Here is a 20,180-nt window from a genome sequence, read left to right as displayed (position 1 = left end):
GGTCTCAAGCCGCGTTCGGCACCGGCGCGTTCGCGGTGATGATCTTCGCGGCGCGCAGATCCGACCACACCGCCGCCGGAATCGCGACCGACATCGATTCGATGTTCGCGGCGACTTGTTCGGCATTGCGCGAGCCCGGCACGATCGCCGAAACCACTTCCGGTGCATTGGCGAACTGCAGCGCGACGGTGCGCAGGTCGACGCCGTGCGCGCGCACGATCTCTTCGGCCTTCGCGCGCTTCTGCTGTGCGTCCGGCGGCACCGGCTGCGAGCCGTAGAGGTAGCGATCGCGACCGGCGAGGAAGCCGGCCAGCAGCGGCGAACCGACGATCACCGAGATGCCGCGCGTGGCGAGGTTCGGGAAGGTGTGTTCGAGCGCGTGCGTGTGGTCGAGCAGCGAGTACTGGCAGGCGAGCAGGAAGATGTCCGGATCACTGACTTCGATCGCTCGCATCGCCGGGTCCGGCGTGTTCACGCCCATGCCCCAGGCCTTGATCAGGCCTTCCTCGCGCATCTTCGTCAGTTCCGGGAACGCGCCGGTGCGCGCCTGCTCGAAGTATTCGAGCCAGCGCTCGCCCATGTCGCCGTTGTCGGGTGACAGATCGTGCACGAGCACGATGTCGAGCGAATCGATGCCCAGACGCTGCAGGCTGTCTTCGACCGAACGGCGCGTGCCCTCGGCGCTGTAGTCGTAGCGGTAGGCGAAGGGCGGCGGCTCCTTCCAGCTGACCTTCGGCGTCTCCTTCGTCGCGGTCAGCAGGCGGCCGACCTTGCTGGAGATGACGTATTCCTCGCGCGGCTTCTGGCCCAGCACATGGCCGAAGCGACGCTCGGAGCGGCCCAGGCCGTACCAGGGCGACGTGTCGAACAGGCGCATGCCGCCATCCCACGCGGCTTCCAGCGTGGCCTGCGCGTCGTCTTCGGTGACCACCGCCCAGTTGTTGCCGAGCGGCGCGCCGCCGAGGCCGACGCGCGCGGTCGGGCGGTACTTGCGGCCGCCTGCGGGATTGGTCGGCAATGGACTTGCGCCACGACGGCCCTGCGTCGGCAGGACATCACCGGGCGTGGTCTGCGCGCTGGCGATCAGCGGCGCGGCGGCGAGGGTGGCAGCGCCGAGCGCGGCGGCGGACAGGAAGGTGCGACGTGAATGCATGGGGATCTCCGGCAGCAGGGAATTGCGACCATCGCCTCCCGGCCGTCTGGCCGCCCTGCGTCGATGCCCGCGACTGCACACGGTGCCAGCCGCGCCGACCAGACACCGTGAACCAGTATTGGAAGGCGCAGCGCGGTGCCGATTGCGCGTGTCGCCTGCGTATCATTCGCGCTCGATCCGCGGCGGTGACGACATGGGCTGGATGGGCATTTCCGATCTGCCGACCTTCGTGGTCGCGGTGCTCGTGTTCCTCGCGATTCCGGGGCCCGGCACATTCGCGTTGCTGACCGCGACCGCGCGCGGCGGCGTGCGCGGCGGCTATGCGGCGTTCTTCGGCCTGGCGCTCGGCGACCAGATCCTGTTGTGGCTGGCGGCCGGCGGCGTGGCCGCATTGCTCGCCGCCAATCCGATGCTGTTCCGCGGCGTGCAATGGCTCGGCGCGGCGTACCTGGTGTGGATCGGTGTGCAGCTGCTGCGCAGTCGCGGCGACGGCGCGGGCATGGTCTCGATGGGCAGCGGCCACTGGTTCCGGCAGGGCCTGCTGATCACGTTGCTCAATCCGAAGGCCGTGCTGTTCTACATGGCGTTCTTTCCGCTGTTCATCGATCCGGCGCAGCACCGCGGCCTCGCGACGTTCGCGACGATGTCGGCGCTGATCTGCCTGCTTGGACTGCTGTACTGCTCGCTGCTGATCCTCGCCGGCCATGCGCTGCGTGCGCGGGTGGCACGCGATCCGCGCATCGCGACGTGGCTGCGGCGTGTGGCCGGCGCGTGCCTGGTCGGCTTCGGCGTCCGCCTCGCGTTCAACTGAAATGCGTCGGCGCGTCGTGCGACACGCTCAACGCAAGCTGCGATCGAGCCAGTCGACGACGCGTTGCTGCAGGTCGATCTCGTGCGCCTGCTCGTGGAACCAGTGCGGCCCGCGCGGATAGGTCACCAGTTCGACCGGCGTGCCATTGAAGCGCAAGGCGCGGTGGAACATCTGCGCCTGCGACAGCGGCACGCGTGCATCGGCTTCGCCGTGCAACAGCAGCACCGGCACGCGCACGTCCGCGGCGTGATGCACCGGCGACTGCGCGTCGTAGGTGTCGCGTTCGCGCAGCGGATCGCCGAAATAGCCGGGCAGGTAATCCGGCACGTCGTTGGTCAGCGCCGCGCTGGCGAGATCGAGCACGCCGGCGCCGACGATCGCCGTGCGGAACCGCTCACTGCGCGCGACCGCCCACGCCGACAGATAACCGCCGTAACTCCAGCCGCCGATCGCGAGGCGCTTCGGGTCGACGACGCCTTCGGCTTCCAGCACGTCGACACCGTCGAGCACGTCCTGCAGCGGGCCGTCGCCCCAGTCGCCGCGGGCGAGTTCGGCGAACGCAGTGCCGTGGCCTTCGGAGCCGCGCGGATTCGGCAGCAGCACGGCGTACCCGCGCGAGGCGAGCAGCTGCGCCCACTCGTGCCACGAACCCTGCCAGCCCGACCACCACGCCCACGCCGGTCCGCCGTGGATCTGCACCAGCGTCGGCAATGGCGTCTGGCCGTCCCAGTCGGAAGGCGTGACCAGCAGGCCGCTGATCGCGCGGCCATCGCGCGACGACGCCCATTCGAGTTCGCGCACGCGGCCGAGCGCCCAGTCCGCGACCTGCGGCTGGTGATCGCTGCGCTGCGCGAGCCGGGTGCCATCCCAGGTCCAGACGTTGCCCGGGCTGTCGTCGCGCAGGCCGAGGTAGGCGATGCGGCCATCGGCCGAGGCGGTGAAGCTGCGATACGGAATCTGCGGCTGCGCGAGTTCGGTGGCCGCACCGCTCGACGCATCGAGTCGCAGCAGCGCACCGCGGATGGCGCGCTGGCCCTGGCCGAGCAGCGTGGTGTCGGTCTGCCAGCGGGCGAGCCACAACGTGCCGGGCCAGCTCTCGCCGAGCGCCACCTGCGTGTCGCGCGCGATGTCGTGGACGATCGGCGTCGCGACCATGCCGTGCGCGCCGAGCCGGCCGTACAGCAGACGCGTGCCGTCGGGCGACCACTGCAGCGGATGCGCGGACGCGTGCGGTTCCAGCACGTCGCCGATGCGGCCGCTGTCGACATCCAGCAGTACGACCGCCGAGTCGTACCAGAAGTCGTTGAGCGTGGTGCCGGTCGAGCGGCGCAGCGCGAGCGTGCGGCCATCGGGCGACCAGGCGAGATCGTGGACCTGCATCCCGGTCGGCGTCAGCACGCGCGCGGCACCGGTCGCGAGATCCTGCACCCAGACGCGCGAGAACCGCGTGGGCCGTTCGACGACGACCGCATCGTCCTTGGCCGCGATGCGAGCGGCGTCCGCGTGCGAGGGCGCGTCGGTCGCCAGCCATGCGATGCGGCGGCCATCGGCGGACAGATCGAAGCTGGCGACATCGGTCGCGGCACGGGTCAGCAGCGTTGCCTGCGTGCCGTCGGCAGCGACGCGCCAGACCTGGTTCGCACCGAGCGGGGTTCCGCCCGATACCGGCCGGTCCGACAGGAACAGCAGCTGCGTGCCGTCACGCGACCAGCGCGGCTGCCGGTCGCTGGCCTCGGCAGGCAAGGGAATCGCACGCGGCGCGGCGTCGCCGTCGAATGCGACGCGCCACAGCTGCGTGCGCGGCGGTTTGCCGTCGGCGCGCGGCGTGCCGACGGTGTAGGCGATCCGGCGGCCATCGGGGCTGATCTGCGGATCGTCGACAGCAAGCAGCGCGGCGATGTCCTGCGGCGTCGGCACATGCGCGCGCGTTGCGGGCACCTGCGCGGACGCGAGCGGCGCCAGCGACAACAAGGCGCAGGACAGCAGCAGGTGGCGGATCATGCGGAAGCGTCCTGCGTCACGGCGAGATGGGTGCGCAGCCAGCCTGCGCCGCGGACGAGTGCATCGCGGGCGATGTCCGAAATCGACATCGCCTCGATGAAACTGTGCGGCGTCCGCGGGTAGGCATGCGCGTCGACCTCGACGCCGGCCGCGCGCAGCCGCGCCGTCATCGACGCGCTCTGCGCCGCGAGCACGTCGCGCTCGCCCCACAGCAGCAGCGTCGGCGGCAGGTCGTGCAGCGCGGCGTGTGCGGGTACGGCGTAGCCATCGCGACATGTGGCTGCGTCGGGCCCGAGATACGCAGTCCAGTAAGCCGCCATCTCGTCGGCACTGAGCATGTCGTCAGCGGTGCCGAGGGTGCGCACCGAATCGGCGTCGAGCGCGGTGTCGAAGGCGCCGTAGAGCAGCAGCAGCGTGTCGATGCCGCAAAGTGCACCGACATCGCGCAGGCGCAGGGCGGTCGCGAGCGCGAGATTCGCGCCGGCCGAATCGCCGCCCAGCGCCAAGCGCGTCGCGTCGATCCCGAACGTGTCGGGCTGCTCGCGCAATGCCCGGATCGCGGCGAGGCACTGCTCCAGCGCGACCGGATATGGATGCTCGGGTGCCAGCGCGTAGTCCACGCCGATCACGACCACGCCGGCGCGTTCGGCGAGTTCGCGCATCAGCCGGTCGTGCGTGTCGAGACTGAAGAGACACCAGCCGCCGCCGTGCAGATACACCAGCGCCGGCGCGCGTGTGGTCACGCCCTGCGGTCGGTGCACGCGCACGTCGAAACCGTCGGCGCCGTGGGCGATCCGGTGCATCGTGGTCGCTGCCATCTCCGGTCCGCCCGCGCGCCACGGCGTGCGCACGGTCTCCGCGATCGCGCGTTGCTGTGGCCAGTCGAGTCGTTGACCACCGGCGAGTCGCGCGCCCTCGCTGCAGACGGTCTGCACGAACGTGCGCAGCGCCGGATCCAATGCGTCGAGACTCGCGCTCATGCAGGGCGGTCCGCGTCGAAATCGCGCATCCAGGCGACGAGATCGTGTTCGCCGCCGCTGACCAGGCCCGCGATCAGCTGCGCGAAATCGTGCGGTGCCTCGTCCTGGCCGAGCTTGAACGTCGCGCGCGTATCGAGGATCCGGCCCCGCAATGCGGTGACGCCCTGCGCGAGGCGCGCGTAGCGTTCGCCCATTTCCGGCAGCGCCCACGCGTTCGGTCGCCCGGCTTCCATCGACGTGACCAGGGCATCGAGTTCGTCGGCGATGTCGGCTTCGGTCTCGCTGCAGTCGACGTGCAGGGTGAACGCGGCGGCGGCGTAGTTCCAGCTCGGTGCCTGGGTGCGATCGTCGAGCCAGCTCGGCGACACGTAGGCATGCGGCCCGATCACCAGCGCATAGGCGATGGGATCGCGACGCAGCCGCGCGACATGCGGATTGCGACGCGCGACGTGTCCGCGCAGCGCGACCAGACGGCCGTCGGCATCGACTTCGGTGCGCAGCGGCAGCGGCGTGAACGCGGCATCGTCGCCGCCGGCGGAGACCAGCCATGCGAACGGCTGCGCGTCGAGCAGGCGCCGCACGTCGCCGTCGTGGCGCGGGGCGTATCGGGAATCGCGGGCGTGGCCCATCAGTGTGTGTCCTGTGTGGCGGCCACCGAGACCGGCGGCCAACGGTCGCACCACGGCGCGGCCGATTCCAGCTCGAAGGCGAGTGCGAGCAGCATGGTTTCGAGTCCGCGGTCGGCGGCGAACTGCAGGCCGATCGGCAGGCCGTCGCGGCTGTGCGCGAGCGGTAGCGAGATCGCCGGCGTGCCAGCCAGATTCTGAAGCGGTGTGTAGGAGATCCATTCGAACATCGCCGGCATCAGCGCATCGAAGTCGCGATCGGGCGCGAGCGTGCCGAGCGTCGGTGGCGGCGTGCGCAGTGTCGGGCACAGCAGCACGTCGTGGTGCGCATGGAAGTCGGCGAACGCCGCAGGCAGGGCGGCGACGGTCGCCCAGGCCTGTTCGAGTTCGGGCACTCCGCAGTGCGTGTCGTGCCAGTGGGCGAGGCCGCGCGTCCACGGCTCCAGCGCACGTTCGGCGAACGCGATGCCGCCTTGCGCGACCGCGAGTTCGACCGCGTCCGCACCGAGCCGCGACCACAAGGTGTACAGCGCGGCCCACACCGCCTCGCCCGGCAGTGGCCAGGCGACCGGCTCGACGTGGTGGCCCAGCGATTCGCACAGACGCGCCGTGGCATCGAGCGCGGCGGCGACCTCGGGATCGGGCGCGAGCCCGGGCAATGCATCGACGACCAGTCCGACGCGCAGACGGCGCGCGTCCGGCCCGGTCACCACGGCGGGCGACTCCGGATGCGCGGCGGCGAAGGCCCACGCGGTATCGCGCACGCTGCGTGACATCAGGCTGTCGGCGACGATCAGGTCTTCGATCGCATGACGCCCGCGCACCGGCACGCAGGCACCGCGTCCGGGCTTGAGGCCGACGACGCCACAGGCCGATGCGGGAATCCGGATCGAACCTGCACCGTCGCTACCATGGGCCAGCGGCACGATGCCGGCCGCGAGCGCTGCGCCGGCGCCGCCGCTGGAACCACCCGGCGAATGCGTCAGCGACCACGGGTTCGCAGTGACCGGGCCGAGCAGGGGCTCGGTGGACCCCATCAGGCCGAACTCGGGCATCGCGCTCTTGCCGATCGCGACGAGACCGGCGGCCTCGAAGCGCCGGACGAAAGGCGAGGCCTCATCCGCGGTCGCCAGCGTGCCGGTGCGGCTGCGCGATCCGCCACGCGTCGGCATGCCGGGCACGCGCAGCGAATCCTTCGGCAGCCACGGCACGCCGGCCAGCGGCGCGGCGGGATCGACGCCGGCGGCATCGAGTGCGCGTGCGTGCCGGCGCGCCGCATCGAACGCGGTGTGGCTCAGCGCGCCGAGGACGGGATCGAAATGGCGGGCGCGGAGAATCGCCGCGTCGGTGAGATCCAGCGCACCCAGCTCGCCGCGGGCGCGCAGCGCACCCTGGGCGTGGGCGTCCAGCCGGCCGAGCGCGAGCGCATCGGCGAGGCCGGCCGGGGAATCGAACACGGTCATGGGAAAACAGATCTCCGGCCGCAATGGCGGTCGTGGTCGGACAACCGGCGCGGGCCGGCGTGGGGATCGCGCATCGTCAGTAGTGCCAGTGCACGGTCACGCCGACGGTGCGCGGCCGCACGATGCCCTGGCCGATGCCGTTGACCTCGGACACACTGCGGGTGATGCCGCGGGTGTCGCCGAGATTGCTGCCGAACAGGGTCAGATCGGTATTGCCGAACGACATGCGGTAGCGCAGGTCGACGGTGTTGTAGTTGCCCTGTTCGTTGCGCACCGCGCCCGGGACAGCGGAATTGAGATCGCTGATGCCGCTGCCGATGTACTGGTGGGCCAGCGTCAGCGTCGGCGAAAAGCGCGTGTCGAAGCGGTAGCTCAGCACGTTGCTGACGGTCCAGTCGGCCGAGCCCGGCAACTGCGAACCGGCGGGCGCGGTGCCGGCGAACAGGATGTCGAGATCCTCGTCGAGGCGCGCCTGCTGCCAGGTCGCAGCCAGCGTCCAGTCGAAGCTGTCGACCGGGCGCCACGTGGTCGCCAGTTCGATGCCGCGGCTGTAGGCCTTGCCGCCGTTGCTGGCGTAGTTGAAGAAGTCCGGTGTCTGCAGACGCAGTTGGATGTCGCTCCAGTCGACGTAGAACAGCGTCGCGTCGACCAGCCAGCGGCCGTCGGCCCAGCTGGTGCGCGTGCCGAGCTCGTAGTTGATCAGGCTGTCGCTGGCGGAGCCGGCGGGAATCGGGAACGCACTGAGCCCGGGCGTGTTCGGCTCGCCGAAGCGGAAGCCTTCCGACACCAGCGCGTAGAGCATCAGATCCGCGGACGGCGTCCAGGTCAGCGAGACCTTGGGATTGAAGCCGTCCTCGTCGGTGCGCGAGCGGGTGACGATGGGATCGCCGGGATACGTCGAGAAGCCGACCTGCGTGGTTTGCGCTTCGACGCTGGTGCGGAAGAAGCGGCCGCCGACCGTGGCCTTCCATTGATCGTTGAAGTGGAAGGTGCCTTCGCCGAACACCGCGAGTTCGGAACCGTCGAGATGGCTGTAGAACGCGTTGAAAGTGGAGCCGTCGGGCGCGATGATCGCGCCGCTGCCCGGGCCGAACAGCGACGAGCGATCGAACGCACCGGCAGCGCCCGCGGCGCCGATGGTCTCGTAGAGATCCTTGTCGGTCTGGAACACCATGCCGCCGACCAGCCATTCCAGGCGCTGGTCGCCCGGCGAGGCCAGACGCAGTTCGAGGCTGCGGCCGGTGCTCTCGCCGCCGGAGGCGATGAACAGCGGCGTGTCGAGATCGAGGTCGAGATCGGCGTTGTAGAACACGCGGATCGGGGTGAAATCGAACTGCCAGTCCTGCTGCTTGTGCTGCTGCGACAGCAACGCGGTCAGCGTGGCGAAGCCGAGGTCCTGATCGAGCCGCAGGCTGTGCACGGCGACCTTCGTATCGGTGAACTCGGGAATCGCGGTGTCGCGTTCGAACTCGCCGAGACCGGCGATGCGGTAGCTGTTGTCGTCGGCATCGGTGTTCTGCCACAGGCTCAGCCAGCTCAGCGTGGTCGCTTCCGACGGCGTCAGCGTCACCGACAGGCGGCCACCCGCGGTCTGGCTGTCGTTGCTGCCTTCGCGGCCGAGGCCGATGTTGTCCAGATAGCCGGGATCGTCGCGGTACTGCGCGACGGCGCGCACGGCGAGGATGTCGTCGGCGATCGGCAGGTTGACCATCGCCTTGCCGCCGAAGCCGATGTCGGCGTTGCGGGTCTGGCTGGCGGTGGCTTCCACGGCGGCGTCGAAGCCGGTCGGGTCGGCGACGTTGGCCACGTAGTTGATCGCGCCGCCCATCGAGGCCGAGCCGAACAGCGTGCCCTGCGGCCCGCGCAGTACTTCGACGCGGTTGATGTCGAAGGCGTCGATGTCGGGGATGACGATGCTGAAGCCCGGCTCGGTCAGCGGCACTTCGTTGAGGAAATAGCCGGTCGTCGTCTGGCCCTGCACGTTGCCCGAGCTGGTCGCGATGCCGCGCATGACCACGTGCGAGACGCCCGGCTGGTAACTGTTGAACACCACGCCAGGCGTGCGCTGGATGTAGTCGGCCAGCGACTGCGCGCCCAGATCCTCCAGCTGCTGGCCGGTGACGGCCGAGACCGAACCCGCGATCTCGCGCACCGATTCGTTGCGCTTGCCGGCGGTGACGACGATCGCGTCGAGATCGGTGGTCGAGGGGGGCGTGGTCGACGCGGCGGGCGCTGCGGTCTGCGCCATCGCCGGCGCGGCGATCAGCGGCGTACACAGACAGACGAGACGGATGGCGTGGGCCAGACGTGCGGTGGTGAGCGGCTTCATGGCGATTCCCGTGGGCGATGGCTGGACTGGGACCAGGCCGCTGCGGCTTCGGGCGTGCTGCCGGAGCGCGGCGCTGACGTTCGAGTAATAGAAGACGGGCGCTATCGCGTCCAGCAGATTCCACGGGGGGCGTGCATGGCTTAAACCATTGATCGGAAAAGGCCCGCCGGGCACGCCGCCGAAGAAGCCACGGAATGCGGGCTCGAATTACGCAGGATCTGCGTCGCCGGCCCCGGAATTCGATACGTTGTAGCGCTGCCGCAGCCCGCCGCGGCCGCCGCAACCGCCCAGGAGCGCCGCATGTCCGCCCGTTCGCCCGACCGCACCGACCTGAAGATCCTCGATGTGCTGCAGCAGGATGCACGGATCACCAACCACGCCCTCGCCCAGCGGGTGGCGCTGTCGCCCAGTGCCTGCCTGGCCCGGGTGCGCGCGCTGGAGCAGCGCGGCCTGATCCGCAGCTACCGCGCCCACGTCGCCGTCGACCGCATCCGCTCGGCGACGATCGTCATGGCCCAGATCAGTTTCCAGAAGCACGCGCTGGAGGAGTTCACCGCATTCGACCGCTGCATCCTGGCGATGCCGGAGATCGTCGAAGCCAGCCGCGTGTCCGGCCCCTACGACTACATGCTGCGGGTTATCGTGCGCGACGTGCACCACTGGAAGGACATCGCGCGCTCGCTGCTCAGCGGCGACTACGGCGTGGAGAAGATCGTCTCCCATTTCCTGATGGACGAGGTCAAATCCTTCGCCGGCTATCCGTTGACCGACGACGAGCCGGCGCGCGGCTGAGCGTGGATCAGTACAGCCGGATCGGCAGCTCGCGTGTCGCGCTGTTGCCGCTGGCATCGCGCACCGTGGCGCGCAGCAGGTAATCGCCGACCGGCAGGTCTGCCGGATCCCACAGCATCGGCTCGAGACGACCATCGCGGACGAGGTTGTTGACCGCGTAGCGGAAGCGCGTGCGCGAGGCGCCGTGCACGGTGATGCCGCTGTCGGCGGAATAGGCGACACGCACCGCGTCGCGATGCGGCGGCATGCGGTCGAAATCGATCGTGAAACGCGGGACTTCGAAACCGGGCATCGGGCGGCCGTCGGCGGCCAGCAGCTGCCAGCCCAGCGTGTGCAGGCCGAGACGCCGGCGCGGCAGGTTGCCGTCCACCTGGTCCCAGGCCTCGACGATGATCTGCAGGCCGCCGCCATCGCGCGGCAGGATCACGCGACCGTCCTCGCGCGACGTCATCGGCGTATCGAGCGCGTCGAGCAGCGCGAGATCGTCGATGCGCGGCGCGATGGTGTCGACGAAATTGCGGAAGCCCAGCGTCACCGCATTGCGCTGGTAACCGGACGGTCCGAGGATCAGATGCACGTGCGCCTGCGCGTTGATCGTGCCGATCGCATCGCCCGCGCGGATGTGCGTGCCACGCGGAATGCGCACGCGCATCGGCCGGCCGTCATCGCCTGCGATCAGCTGGAAGCGTGGATCGAGCACCTCGCCGCGCGGCGTGCGGCCGACGCGCATGTGCATGTAGGCCAGGTCGTCGATCGCGAGGTTCTCGGCCTGGTCGCCGAATCCGCTCGCGGCAAAGGGACTCGCGACTTTCGCATCGGCGATCGCCAGCACCGCACTGCCGACATCGCCGCGTACGTCGAAGCCGGCGTGCAGGTGGCTGCGCGATTCACCGCGGAAATTGCCGCGCACCTCGCCGAGCGTGCCGACGACTTCGTGCCAGCCGTCCTGCGGTGCGAGCGGCCAGCGGCCGCGTGTGTCCGGCAGCGCGGCGTCAGGCGCAGGCCCGACCGCGACGTTGGCGAGATTCTGCTTCGCACCGGCGCGGCGCACCTGCGTGATCCGGTGCACGCGATACGCCGCGGCATCGGCCACCCACAGCCGGCCGAAGCGATCGAACGCGAGACCGGCGGGACGCGCGAGGCGCTGCGCCATGTCGCGACCGGTCAGCACGCGCGCGCGACCGTCGGCTTCGAGCTGCAGCACGCGGCCCTGCGCGAGTTCGCCGACGTAGAGCCGCTGCTGCGCATCGATGGCGATGGCCACCGGCGACGCGGGCGCGGCATCGGGTTCGTCGCCGTGCAGTGCCGGTGTGGTCGTGGTGCCGTCGGGCGTGATGCGTCGGATCGCGTGATTGCCGGTGTCGGCGATCCACAACGCACCGTCGCCGGCCAGCGCGAGTCCGCTTGGCGTATCGAAACGCGCCTGCGCGCCGATGCCGTCGACGAAGCCCGGACGTCCATCGCCGGCCAGCGTGCGCACGGCGCCGGCCTCGATCACGCGGATGCGGTCGTTGAAGCCATCGGCAACGTACACCCGCCCCGCCGCATCGACGGCCACCCCAGTCGGCGCGTGGAAGCGCGCCTGCGCCGCCGGGCCATCGACGAAACCCGCCTCGCCGGTGCCGGCGAGCGTCGTCACCGTGCCGTCGGGCGCGATGCGACGGATCGCGTGGTTGCCGGTGTCGGCGACGTACAACGCGCCGCCCGCATCGAGCGCGAGACCGGACGGCGTGTGGAAACGCGCATCGGCGCCGCGCCCATCCTCGAGACCTTCGAGACTGCCGGCGAAGGTGTCGACGCGGCCGTCGGGCGACACGCGGCGGATGCGGTTCGACGCGCCGCCATCGGCAATGAAGGCCGTGCCGTCCGCCGCGACGGCGATGCCGAAGGGATCGTCGAAGCGCGCCTCGGAACGTGCGCCGTCGCGCACGCCGCGATGGCCGTCGCCGGCCACGGATTCGATCCGCGCCGGCAGGCCCGCGGGCGGCGGACCGGGATCAGGCCGCTCGGGCGTCCGCCAGTCCCAGACGAAGCTCGCCGCGAGCGCGGCCGCCGTCAGCGCGGCGACGCCCCAGATCGCGCCGCGCAAGCCGGGCCGCAGCCTCCCCGCCATGCAGCCGGATCAGTCCACGACGCGGCAGAACACCGCCTTGAGGTAACGCGATTCCTGCACGTGCGCCATGAACGGATGATCGGCGCCCGCGCCCGAGACCTTGAGGATCTGGATCGTGCGGTTGGCGTAGAACGCCGCGCGCCGCAGCATGTCGAGGAACTGTTCCTCGCTGACCAGGCCGGTGCACGAGAACGTCGCCAGCAGGCCGCCCGGCTTGACCACGCCGAGCGCGAGCTTGTTCATGTCGAGGTACTTCTTCAGCGCTGGAATCACTTGCTCGCGGTCGCGGGTCATCTTGGCCGGGTCGAGCACGACGACATCAAAGGCATCGCCCGCATTCGACGCATCGCGCAGCCACGGGAAGATGTCCGCCTGCACAAACCTGATGCGCGCATCGTTGAGCCGGGCGTTGCCCTTGGCGATCTCGATCACGTCTTCGTCGATGTCGATGCCGACTACTTCGCTGGCGCCGCGCACGGCCGCGTACACACCGAACCCGCCGGTGTTGCAGCACAGGTCGAGCACGCGCTTGCCTTCCACCTGGCGGCTCAGCCATTCGCGGTTCTCGCGCTGGTCGGCGAAGAAGCCGGTCTTGTGCGCGCCGGCAGGATCGGCGCGGAAGCGCACGCCGTACTCGGTGATGATCGCCGGATCGGCCGGCACGCTGCCGCGGTAGTCGAAGCTCTCCTGCTTCTGCACGTGCTCGTCGGCGAAGCTGTGGAAGCGGCAGCCGGGGAACTGCTCGGTCAGCGCTTCGTAGATCCATTCGCGATGGCGGAACATGCCGGCGCTGAAGAATTCCACGACCAGCAGATCGCCGTAGCGGTCCACGACCAGACCCGACAGGCCGTCGCCTTCGCTGTGCACGACGCGCCAGGCGTCGGACACGGCATCGAGTTTGAGCACGTCGCGGCGCAGCGACACGGCCTCGGCGATCTTGCGCGAGAACCAGCCGGCATCGACCGGCACGTCGGGATGCGTTTCGAGGATGCGCACGGCGATGCGCGAATGGCCGTTGTAGAAACCGCGGCCGATCCACTCGCCTTCGACGCCGATGACGTCGACGATGCTGCCCGGCTTGGGGCGCTGCGCCGGCTTTTCGACGAGGCGCTGGAAGATCCAGGGATGGCTGGAACGCCAGGCGTTCTTCAGGTGTACGGTCGGGTAGGGTGCGTTCATCCCTGCGATTTTACCGCGTGCACTTGCCCGTCACGCGCGGTCACCGCAGAATCCGCCCCCGAAGGGGAGTAGCTCCCAGCGTGCAGGCCGTCATTTCGAGCAGCGATGCTCCGGTCGCACGGCAGTCCAGCCGGGCTGTGAGCAAGACCTTCGCCGCAATGGCGAAGGCACGTCCCCGGATTCCGGTTCCCGGTTCCCGACGATGTCCGCGCCCTGCGGACCTCCTCCACATGCTCGGGAATCTCGATGGATACGATTGGCAATGTCTGGTTATGGGTCGGCTTCGGCGGCCTGGTGGTGGTCGCTCTGCTCGTCGACCTGGTGCTGATGCGCCACGGCGGCGCGCACAAGGTCACGTTCAAGGAAGCGCTGTGGTGGAGCCTGGGCTGGGTGGCCCTGGCGCTGCTCTTCAACGCCGGCCTGTGGTGGTACCTGCATGAGACCGCGGGCGCTGCGCTCGCCAATCGCGTGGGCCTGGAATTCCTGACCGGCTATCTGGTCGAGAAGTCGCTCGCGGTCGACAATATTTTCGTCTTCCTGCTGCTGTTCACCTTCTTCGGCGTGCCCGAGGAACAACGCCAGCGCGTGCTGATCATCGGCATCCTGCTGGCGCTGGTGCTGCGCGCGGTGCTGATCTTCGTCGGCGCGGCGTTGCTGGCGCAGTTCCACTGGCTGCTGTACGTGTTCGGCGCGTTCCTGCTGCTGACCGGCTTCAAGATGTGGTTCGCCGCCGGCAAGGAACCGGATCTGGAGAACAACGTGGTGCTGCGCTGGATGCGTGGGCATCTGCGGCTCACCGACGGCTACCGCGGCGAGGCGCTGCGCGTGCGCGAGGGCGGCGCCTGGGCCTACACGCCGCTGTTCGTGGTGCTGGTGCTGATCGGCGTGATCGACGTGATCTTCGCGGTCGACAGCATCCCGGCGATCTTCGCGATCACCACCGATCCCTTCATCGTGCTGACGTCCAACGTCTTCGCGGTGCTGGGCCTGCGTGCGATGTTCTTCATGCTCGCCGGCATGGCCGACCGCTTCCATCTGCTGCCCTACGGCCTGGCCGTGGTGCTGGTCTTCATCGGCGCCAAGATGCTGCTGATCGACATCTACAAGATCCCGGTGCTGTGGTCGCTGGGCGTGGTGGCGGTAATCCTGGCAGTAACGGTGGCGCTGAGTCTGGCGCGACCGCCGAAGCCGGTGACCGGTGGCTGAGGCGCGTCCGCGTCAGGCCGGCGCGGGCAGGGCGACCTCGACATCGCGATCGATGACGCGGTTGCGGCCCGCGCGCTTGGCCAGATAGAGCCGGCGATCGGCCATCGCCAGCAGTGCGTCGAGGTCCGGCTCCCGGCCCTCGCGCACATGGGCGATGCCGATCGACAGCGTCACCGCCGTGGCCACGCCGTCGACCACCGGCGGATACGCGGCGATCTGCGCGCGCAGACGGTCTGCGCGCTCGGCCGCATCGCCGATGCCGCCACCGGTCAGCAGCATGCAGAACTCGTCGCCGCCGAAGCGGCCGACGACTTCGCCCTCGCGCATCGCGGCACGCAGACGCGCGGCGACGCTCGCCAGCACACCGTCGCCGGCGGCGTGGCCGTGCGCGTCGTTGACGGCCTTGAAGCCGTCGACGTCGATCATCAGCAACGCGGCCAACCCGTCGTCGCGCGTGCGCGCCAGGCGCCGCTGCGCGAGTTCGAAGAACGCACGCCGGTTGTGGATGCCGGTCAGCGCGTCCTCGGCCGCGAGGCCTTCGAGCCAGCGCTGCTGGCGTTCGAGTTGCAGCAGCAGGAATGCGAACGTCGCGAACACCGGCGCCACCAGGAAGTACGCGAGCGCCAGTTGCTGCCCGGGGGTGATGCCGGCGCCGAAGGTCGGACCGGACTGCGGGTTCCAGCCCTGCTCGGCGAGGCGATAGACGCACACCAGCGCGGCGCCGACGAACAGCACCACCAGCGCGCGTTCCGGCCAGGGCCGCCGCCCGCCGCGACGCAGCGGCGCGCGTACCGACAGCAGTACCGTCGTCAGCGCGGCGATCCAGAACATCGCGATGCGGTGTTCCGGCGCTTGGCCGGGCACCAGCAGCGCCAGCAGCAGCACCAGCGCCGGCACATAGACCAGTGCCCACGACCACGACGTGCGCGCGGGTGTCGACGGCAGGCTGCGCAACAGGGCGCGCAGCATCGCCGCATAGCCGGCGACCAGCAGCGCGCAGGCGATCGCCTGCACCGTGCCGCCGAGCACCGAAATCGGCACCGCGAACAACGGCCAGGCCAGGGTCTGCAACGCGAGCCCGGCCGTCCATTCGCGCAGGCCGGCACGTTCGCGGATGCGCTGTTCGCGCAGGACCAGCCACGTCATCGCCGCCAGCGAGACCGCCAGCAGCACGAACATCGACAGCAGGGTGACGTGCCAGGCATCCATGCGATGCACGCTCCGACAGGGCGCCCCGGACCGGGGTCGGGCGATACGGTAGCGTGTGGATCGCGGACGTGTGTCGTGCGCACCGTGAAAAGCGACGCGCGTCACGTCGCCTTGCAACCGCGCGATCCGTCGCCATGCTGGGACACATGCATCTCGACAGTCCCGACGACCTCCCCGATTCCGAGCTCCAGCGCGCACGCGACAAGCGCCGCCTGTCCAACGCACTGAAGGCCAGCGTGCTGTTCGTGCTGCTGCTGTGCATCGCGTTCGGCGTGCAGGCGGCGATCGACTGGCGCTTCCTCGCAGTGAAGCCCGGCGAGTGGAGCGGCCTGCTCGGCCTGCTCACCGCACCGCTGCTGCACGGCTCGCCCGAACATCTGATCGCCAATGCCAGCGCGCTGCTGCTGCTCGGCTCGCTGGCGCTGGTGGTCTATCCACGCGCCACGCTGCGCGGCCTGCCGCTGATGTGGCTGGGCTCGGGCCTGGGCGCGTGGCTGATGGGCACGCCCGGTTCGCACCATCTCGGCGCCAGCGGCGTGACCCACGGCCTGATGTTCCTGGTGTTCGTGCTCGGCCTGCTGCGCCGCGACCGGCCGTCGATCGCGGCCGGCATGATCGCCTTCCTGTTCTACGGCGGCATGCTGCTGACGATCCTGCCGCAGGAGCCCGGCGTGTCCTGGCAGTCGCACATGGGCGGCGCGATCGGCGGCGTGCTGGCCGCGTTCTGGTTCCGCTACGCCGATCCGGCCCCGCCGCGCCGGCGCTACAGCTGGGAGATCGAAGAGGAAGAAGCCGCGCGCGCCGAACTCGAACGCCGCGACACCTTCGAGCCGCCGGCTCCGCACGATGTGCCGGTGCTGTGGGAGCGACCGACGGAAGAGCCGCGCGGCGTGGTGCTGCGGTTTCCGGATCGGCGCGGCGGGCGTAGCGAAGAGAGTTGAGCTTCGCGGCAGATCTTCCGCGCGGCGACATTCCCGCTTGAGCCCTCCCCCGCGCGTGCGGGGGAGGGTTGGGAGGGGGCAAACGATCAAAGGTGGGAAAGCTCTCCAAAGCGGAGGGCTTCAAGTGCAAAGCATTTCGCTTGGGGTCGTCATCCCGACACCGGACGATTCGCCCCCCACCCAACCCTCCCCCGTGCACGGGGGAGGGCTCAGTAGAACGCGCCACGCAAGCCTGTCGACACTCACCCCAATGCACTACATTGGTGCAATGGCCGACGAAACCCCACCGCCGCAACCTTTCGATGCACTGGTCACGCCGCTGGTCTGGGCCGACGCCGACGGGCGCATCCGCACCTGCAATGTGGCGTTCGCGCGCTGGCTCGGGGTCGGGCGCAAGCGCCTGATCGACCAGCCGCTGGCGGCGCTGGAGGTCGATGGCGAAGTGCTGCGGCTGGCGCTGCGCACGCCGGGCGATCCGGCCGACGGTCCGATGCGGGTGCGCCGGCTGGTGCTGGCCTTCCTCGGCGGCGAGCCGCGCTTCGCCGATGCCTGGCTGTCGCGCGAGGCCGATGGCGGGCTGCTGCTCGAAGCGCATCCGGTCGACGAATTCCCCGGCGCCGATCCGACGCTCGCGATGCCCTTGGCGCTGTCGGCCGCGCTGCGCGGTCTCGCCCATGAACTCCGCAATCCGCTGGCCGGCCTCAAAGGCGCTGCCCAGCTGCTGGCCCGGCGCGTCAGCGATGGCGAATCACGCGAACTCGTCGCCCTCGTCGACACCGAAGTCGCGCGCCTCGGCACGCTGGTCGACCAGTTGCTGTCGCCGCGTTCGCCGACGCCGCACCGCGCGCTCAACATCCACGGCGTGCTCGAACAGGTGCTGCGCCTCGCCGAAGCCGACGCCGGCTGGGCGGTGCGCATGTTGCGCGATTACGACCCGAGCCTGCCGGAACTCTCCGGCGATCCCGACCGCCTCACCCAGGCGATCTGGAATCTCGTGCGCAACGCGATCCAGGCCGGCGCCGCCAACATCACCCTGCGCACCCGCGCCGCGCTCGGCGTGCGCATCGGCGACGAAGTGCACGCGATGGTGCTGCGGCTGGAAGTCGTCGACGACGGCCGCGGCGTGCCGGAGGACATGGTCGAGCAGATCTTCCTGCCGCTGGTGTCCGGGCGTCCCGACGGCAGTGGCCTGGGGCTGGCGATGGCCCAGCAGGTCGCGCGCGAACACCGTGGCGCGCTCGTCTACCGCTCGCGCACCGGGCATACCGTTTTCACCTTGCAGCTGCCGTTTCCTGTCGAGGACGATGCGCCTGACGCAGCCGCCAGCACCGCGCCGGAGCCCGCCGCATGAGTACGCCCGCCCCGCGCATCTGGGTCGTCGATGACGACCGCTCCGTCCGCTTCGTGCTGGCCACGGCGCTCAGCGAAGCCGGTTACGACGTGTCCGGTTTCGACAGCGCGCAGGCCGTGCGCGACGCGCTGGCCAAGCGGCCGCCGCCGGACATGCTGTTCACCGACGTGCGCATGCCCGGCGATTCGGGCCTGCAGCTGCTCGATGGCCTGAAGCAGCAGCACCCGCAGCTGCCGGTCGTGGTGATGTCTGCCTACACCGATGTCGCCAGCACCGCAGGCGCCTTCCGCGGCGGCGCGCATGAATTCCTGTCCAAGCCCTTCGATCTCGACGAGGCCGTCGCACTCGCTGCGCGCGTGCTCGGCGACCACGACACCGCGCCCGACGATGCGCCGCAGCCGACCGGCGACAGCGACGCGCTGGTCGGCGACACCGCCGAAATGCGCCAGCTGTTCCGCGCGATCGGCCGTCTCGCGCAGGCGCCGGTATCGGTGCTGGTCACCGGCGAGACCGGCACCGGCAAGGAACTCGTCGCGCGCGCGCTGCACCGAGAATCGCCGCGTGCGCGCAAGCCTTTCGTCGCGCTCAACACCGCGGCCATTCCGGCCGAGCTGCTGGAGAGCGAACTGTTCGGCCACGAAGCCGGCGCGTTCACCGGCGCGTCGCGGCGCTACATCGGCCGCTTCGAACAGGCCGACGGCGGCACGCTGTTCCTCGATGAGATCGGCGACATGCCCGCCTCGCTGCAGACGCGCCTGCTGCGCGTGCTGGCCGAGGACGAATTCTTCCGCGTCGGCGGACGCGAACTGATCCGCGTCGACGTGCGCGTGATCGCCGCGACCCATCAGGACCTCGAGCGTCTGGTCGCCGAAGGCCGCTTCCGCGCCGATCTGCTGCATCGCCTCGATGTCGTGCGCCTGAAGCTGCCGCCGCTGCGCGACCGGCGCGACGACGTCGGCCAGCTCGCCGAACGGTTCCTGCAGGCCGCAGCCGAAAAGCTCGATGCGCCGCCCAAGCGGCTCGGCCGAGCGGCGTTGCAGCGCCTGCGCGAACACGCGTGGCCGGGCAACGTCCGCGAACTGCAGAACCTGTGCTGGCGTCTCGCCGCACTCGCGCCAGCCGATCTGGTCACGCCGCAGGATCTCGACGGCCTGCTGAGCGCGAGCGCGTCGGTGCTGGATGCTGCCGAACCGGTGGCGGCAGGCGACTGGGACGACGCGCTGCGCGCCTGGGCCGATACGCGGCTGCGCGCCGGCGACGACGACATCCATGCGCAGGCGCGCGAACGTCTGGACCGCGCACTGCTGGAAACCGCGCTAGTGCACACCGGCGGCCGCCGCGCCGAGGCCGCCACGCGTCTGGGGGTCGGCCGCAACACGCTGACCCGCAAACTCGGCGCGCGCCGGCGTCGCAGTTGAATCCCCTTCATCGATGCGCCGTGTGCGCGGGCTAAGGTGGCCGCCATGAACAGCACGATCCGACTTCCGATGCTCGCGGCCGCCGCCGCGACCCTGCTTGCCGGTTGCGCCAGCGGGCCCCGTCCCGCCGCGCAGACCGCGCCACCCGCCGTCACCGCGATCGCCAGCACCGGCACGGCGCAGGGCGCGATCGCCAATCTCGCATCCGCGTCCGGCTCGCTGGTCAGCGGCCGCGTGGTGCTGTCGCCCGATGTCGGCGGCGTGCGCGTGCGCGGCGAGGTCGGTGGCCTGGTGCGCAACGGCACTCACAACCTGCGCCTGCACACGCGGGGCGACTGCAGCGCGGTCGATGCGATCAGCGCCGGTCCCGAGTTCGACGCGCAGGCGGGCGTGCCGTCGCGGCAACCGGATTCCGGCGAACGCGGCCGCATCGTCGCCAACAGCAGTGGCGTTGCCACCCTTGATCTGCTGCTGCCCGGCGCCGTGCTCGGCGGCGGCGCGGCCAATGACATCGTCGGCCGCGCGCTGCTGATCCTCGGTGCGACACCCGGCGCGATCAGCGCCCGCGTCGCCTGCGGCACCGTCCAGGTCCAGTGAGCGGCCGTGGC

The 20,180-nt window shown here is 70.3% G+C and carries 16 protein-coding genes; 7 read left to right on the top strand and 9 right to left on the bottom strand.

Features of this window, described 5'->3' with window-relative positions:
• Positions 1-4: 4 nt before the first annotated feature.
• The gene (locus tag AC3A5T_RS01945) at positions 5-1,153 is read right to left on the bottom strand and encodes an aldo/keto reductase (protein WP_487627115.1); all 1,149 of its coding nucleotides are present in this window, start codon (positions 1,151-1,153) and stop codon (positions 5-7) included.
• 148 nt (positions 1,154-1,301) lie between these two features.
• On the opposite strand from AC3A5T_RS01945, the gene AC3A5T_RS01940 reads away from it, so the two are divergent.
• Positions 1,302-1,964 (top strand): LysE family translocator, encoded by a 663-nt coding sequence (locus AC3A5T_RS01940; protein WP_487627114.1) that lies wholly within the window; start codon positions 1,302-1,304, stop codon positions 1,962-1,964.
• A 27-nt stretch (positions 1,965-1,991) separates the two neighbouring features.
• Here AC3A5T_RS01940 and AC3A5T_RS01935 read toward each other — a convergent pair whose 3' ends face one another.
• The 5 genes from AC3A5T_RS01935 to AC3A5T_RS01915 form a co-directional block, all read right to left on the bottom strand.
• Positions 1,992-3,965 (bottom strand): alpha/beta hydrolase family protein, encoded by a 1,974-nt coding sequence (locus tag AC3A5T_RS01935; RefSeq protein ID WP_487627113.1) that lies wholly within the window; start codon positions 3,963-3,965, stop codon positions 1,992-1,994.
• Complete coding sequence (locus AC3A5T_RS01930; protein ID WP_487627112.1) at positions 3,962-4,945, bottom strand: alpha/beta hydrolase; 984 nt, start codon at positions 4,943-4,945, stop codon at positions 3,962-3,964. The genes AC3A5T_RS01935 and AC3A5T_RS01930 overlap by 4 nt, the downstream gene beginning before the upstream one ends.
• Entirely contained in the window at positions 4,942-5,574 is a 633-nt protein-coding gene (locus AC3A5T_RS01925; RefSeq protein WP_487627111.1) for an FMN-binding negative transcriptional regulator, read from the bottom strand. The genes AC3A5T_RS01930 and AC3A5T_RS01925 overlap by 4 nt, the downstream gene beginning before the upstream one ends.
• Entirely contained in the window at positions 5,574-7,034 is a 1,461-nt protein-coding gene (locus tag AC3A5T_RS01920; RefSeq protein ID WP_487627110.1) for an amidase family protein, read from the bottom strand. Before AC3A5T_RS01920 ends, AC3A5T_RS01925 begins: the two co-directional genes overlap by 1 nt.
• 76 nt (positions 7,035-7,110) lie before the next feature.
• On the bottom strand, positions 7,111-9,363 hold the full coding sequence (locus tag AC3A5T_RS01915; RefSeq protein WP_487627109.1) for a TonB-dependent receptor: 2,253 nt from the start codon (positions 9,361-9,363) through the stop codon (positions 7,111-7,113).
• A gap of 300 nt (positions 9,364-9,663) precedes the next feature.
• Between AC3A5T_RS01915 and AC3A5T_RS01910 the strand changes: the two genes are divergently transcribed.
• The gene (locus AC3A5T_RS01910; protein WP_332078949.1) at positions 9,664-10,155 is read left to right on the top strand and encodes an Lrp/AsnC family transcriptional regulator; all 492 of its coding nucleotides are present in this window, start codon (positions 9,664-9,666) and stop codon (positions 10,153-10,155) included.
• Positions 10,156-10,162: 7 nt separating this feature from the next.
• On the opposite strand, the gene AC3A5T_RS01905 is transcribed toward AC3A5T_RS01910, so the two are convergent.
• Both AC3A5T_RS01905 and AC3A5T_RS01900 read right to left on the bottom strand, forming a co-directional pair.
• Positions 10,163-12,268, bottom strand: coding sequence for an NHL repeat-containing protein (locus AC3A5T_RS01905; RefSeq protein ID WP_487627108.1), 2,106 nt, complete (start codon positions 12,266-12,268; stop codon positions 10,163-10,165).
• 9 nt (positions 12,269-12,277) lie between these two features.
• Positions 12,278-13,447, bottom strand: a complete 1,170-nt coding sequence (locus AC3A5T_RS01900; protein WP_487627107.1) for a class I SAM-dependent rRNA methyltransferase — start codon at positions 13,445-13,447, stop codon at positions 12,278-12,280.
• A gap of 246 nt (positions 13,448-13,693) precedes the next feature.
• Here AC3A5T_RS01900 and AC3A5T_RS01895 point away from each other — a divergent pair, with 246 nt between their 5' ends.
• On the top strand, positions 13,694-14,653 hold the full coding sequence (locus AC3A5T_RS01895; RefSeq protein ID WP_487627106.1) for a TerC family protein: 960 nt from the start codon (positions 13,694-13,696) through the stop codon (positions 14,651-14,653).
• Positions 14,654-14,665: 12 nt separating this feature from the next.
• Here AC3A5T_RS01895 and AC3A5T_RS01890 read toward each other — a convergent pair whose 3' ends face one another.
• On the bottom strand, positions 14,666-15,862 hold the full coding sequence (locus tag AC3A5T_RS01890) for a GGDEF domain-containing protein (RefSeq protein ID WP_487627105.1): 1,197 nt from the start codon (positions 15,860-15,862) through the stop codon (positions 14,666-14,668).
• Positions 15,863-15,996: 134 nt separating this feature from the next.
• On the opposite strand from AC3A5T_RS01890, the gene AC3A5T_RS01885 reads away from it, so the two are divergent.
• From AC3A5T_RS01885 to AC3A5T_RS01870, 4 genes are all read left to right on the top strand, one after another.
• On the top strand, positions 15,997-16,803 hold the full coding sequence (locus tag AC3A5T_RS01885; protein WP_487627104.1) for a rhomboid family intramembrane serine protease: 807 nt from the start codon (positions 15,997-15,999) through the stop codon (positions 16,801-16,803).
• Between the two features lie 268 nt (positions 16,804-17,071).
• Positions 17,072-18,154 (top strand): two-component system sensor histidine kinase NtrB, encoded by a 1,083-nt coding sequence (locus AC3A5T_RS01880; protein ID WP_487627430.1) that lies wholly within the window; start codon positions 17,072-17,074, stop codon positions 18,152-18,154.
• Positions 18,151-19,572, top strand: coding sequence for a nitrogen regulation protein NR(I) (gene ntrC / locus AC3A5T_RS01875; RefSeq protein WP_487627103.1), 1,422 nt, complete (start codon positions 18,151-18,153; stop codon positions 19,570-19,572). Before AC3A5T_RS01880 ends, ntrC begins: the two co-directional genes overlap by 4 nt.
• A 45-nt stretch (positions 19,573-19,617) precedes the next feature.
• Entirely contained in the window at positions 19,618-20,169 is a 552-nt protein-coding gene (locus AC3A5T_RS01870; RefSeq protein WP_487627102.1) for a superoxide dismutase family protein, read from the top strand.
• Positions 20,170-20,180 lie beyond the last annotated feature (11 nt).

This window comes from Luteimonas sp. Soil_C_16 (assembly GCF_057657295.1).
This window is presented reverse-complemented; position numbering and strand designations above follow the sequence as displayed.

Coding starts and splice junctions, on each gene's coding strand:
- AC3A5T_RS01945 (WP_487627115.1), bottom strand. CDS start 1,153: ATGCATTCACGTCGCACCTTCCTGTCCGCCGCCGCGCTCGGCGCTGCC.
- AC3A5T_RS01935 (WP_487627113.1), bottom strand. CDS start 3,965: ATGATCCGCCACCTGCTGCTGTCCTGCGCCTTGTTGTCGCTGGCGCCG.
- AC3A5T_RS01930 (WP_487627112.1), bottom strand. CDS start 4,945: ATGAGCGCGAGTCTCGACGCATTGGATCCGGCGCTGCGCACGTTCGTG.
- AC3A5T_RS01925 (WP_487627111.1), bottom strand. CDS start 5,574: ATGGGCCACGCCCGCGATTCCCGATACGCCCCGCGCCACGACGGCGAC.
- AC3A5T_RS01920 (WP_487627110.1), bottom strand. CDS start 7,034: ATGACCGTGTTCGATTCCCCGGCCGGCCTCGCCGATGCGCTCGCGCTC.
- AC3A5T_RS01915 (WP_487627109.1), bottom strand. CDS start 9,363: ATGAAGCCGCTCACCACCGCACGTCTGGCCCACGCCATCCGTCTCGTC.
- AC3A5T_RS01910 (WP_332078949.1), top strand. CDS start 9,664: ATGTCCGCCCGTTCGCCCGACCGCACCGACCTGAAGATCCTCGATGTG.
- AC3A5T_RS01905 (WP_487627108.1), bottom strand. CDS start 12,268: ATGGCGGGGAGGCTGCGGCCCGGCTTGCGCGGCGCGATCTGGGGCGTC.
- AC3A5T_RS01900 (WP_487627107.1), bottom strand. CDS start 13,447: ATGAACGCACCCTACCCGACCGTACACCTGAAGAACGCCTGGCGTTCC.
- AC3A5T_RS01895 (WP_487627106.1), top strand. CDS start 13,694: ATGGATACGATTGGCAATGTCTGGTTATGGGTCGGCTTCGGCGGCCTG.
- AC3A5T_RS01890 (WP_487627105.1), bottom strand. CDS start 15,862: ATGGATGCCTGGCACGTCACCCTGCTGTCGATGTTCGTGCTGCTGGCG.
- AC3A5T_RS01885 (WP_487627104.1), top strand. CDS start 15,997: ATGCTGGGACACATGCATCTCGACAGTCCCGACGACCTCCCCGATTCC.
- AC3A5T_RS01880 (WP_487627430.1), top strand. CDS start 17,072: ATGGCCGACGAAACCCCACCGCCGCAACCTTTCGATGCACTGGTCACG.
- ntrC (WP_487627103.1), top strand. CDS start 18,151: ATGAGTACGCCCGCCCCGCGCATCTGGGTCGTCGATGACGACCGCTCC.
- AC3A5T_RS01870 (WP_487627102.1), top strand. CDS start 19,618: ATGAACAGCACGATCCGACTTCCGATGCTCGCGGCCGCCGCCGCGACC.